We start from the raw sequence: 926 nt of genomic DNA, 5'->3' as shown, positions 1-926 counted from the left end.
GGCTGGGGCGTGCCTGCTTCAGCGAAACCGCGCTGGCCAGCCCGACATAGCCGGCGCCGGCGACCAGCACGTCGAGCGAGGCTCTCGATCCTGCATCTGCCTTACGGTCAACCATGGCAAATTCCTTTCACGGCTCTGTCTACGCATGTCGCTGCCCCAAAACCGCTGCCACTTTTGGGCGACATGCCTGGTCTACCGCCTGCCGCACCACGCCGGTCTTGACTGCCCGCCCTTCCTGTCCAAAACCGCCATAACATCTTTTGCGGCTGGAGCGTGAAACATGACGGCGGCCATGGACGAGCTACTCGACATTCTCGACCTCGAGCAGCTCGAACACAATCTGTACCGTGGTCGCAGCCCCAAGCTCGACTGGCAGCGGGTCTTCGGCGGCCAGACGATCGCCCAGGCGCTGGTCGCCGCCCAGCGCACGGTCGAGCCAGAGCGCCACGTGCATTCGCTGCACGGCTATTTCATGCGGCCCGGCGACACCAAGGTGCCGATCATCTACGAGGTCGACCGCATCCGCGACGGCGGCTCCTTCACCACGCGGCGCGTGGTGGCGATCCAGCACGGCCAGGCGATCTTCTCGCTGGAGGCCTCATTCCAGCAGGACGAGGTCGGCCTCGAGCACCAGGTGCCGATGCCGCAGGATGTGCCGGCGCCCGACAATCTGCTCAGCCAGCGCGAACTGCTCGGCAAGTTCGGCGAAGCTGTCCCCGAAGGCATAAAGCGCTACTGGGACCGCGACCGGCCGATCGAGATGAAGCCGGTGATGCTGAAGCACTACACCAGCCGCGAAAAGCTGGAGCCGAAGCAGAACATCTGGATCCGCACCACCGGCCCGGTGCCGGCCGACCGCGCCACCCGGGCGGCGGTGCTCGCCTATCTCTCCGACATGACGCTGCTCGACACCTCGACCTTCGCGC

General features: G+C 65.7%; 1 protein-coding gene. It reads left to right on the top strand.

Annotated features, from left to right (window positions below):
• Positions 1-280: 280 nt before the first annotated feature.
• Positions 281-926, top strand: a 646-nt coding sequence (locus tag EN742_RS36165) for an acyl-CoA thioesterase II (RefSeq protein WP_148670578.1), incomplete at its 3' end; no start/stop codon positions are given.

The sequence above is a fragment of the Mesorhizobium sp. M4A.F.Ca.ET.020.02.1.1 genome (genome assembly GCF_004022645.1).
Lineage (GTDB): Bacteria > Pseudomonadota > Alphaproteobacteria > Rhizobiales > Rhizobiaceae > Mesorhizobium.
This window is presented reverse-complemented; position numbering and strand designations above follow the sequence as displayed.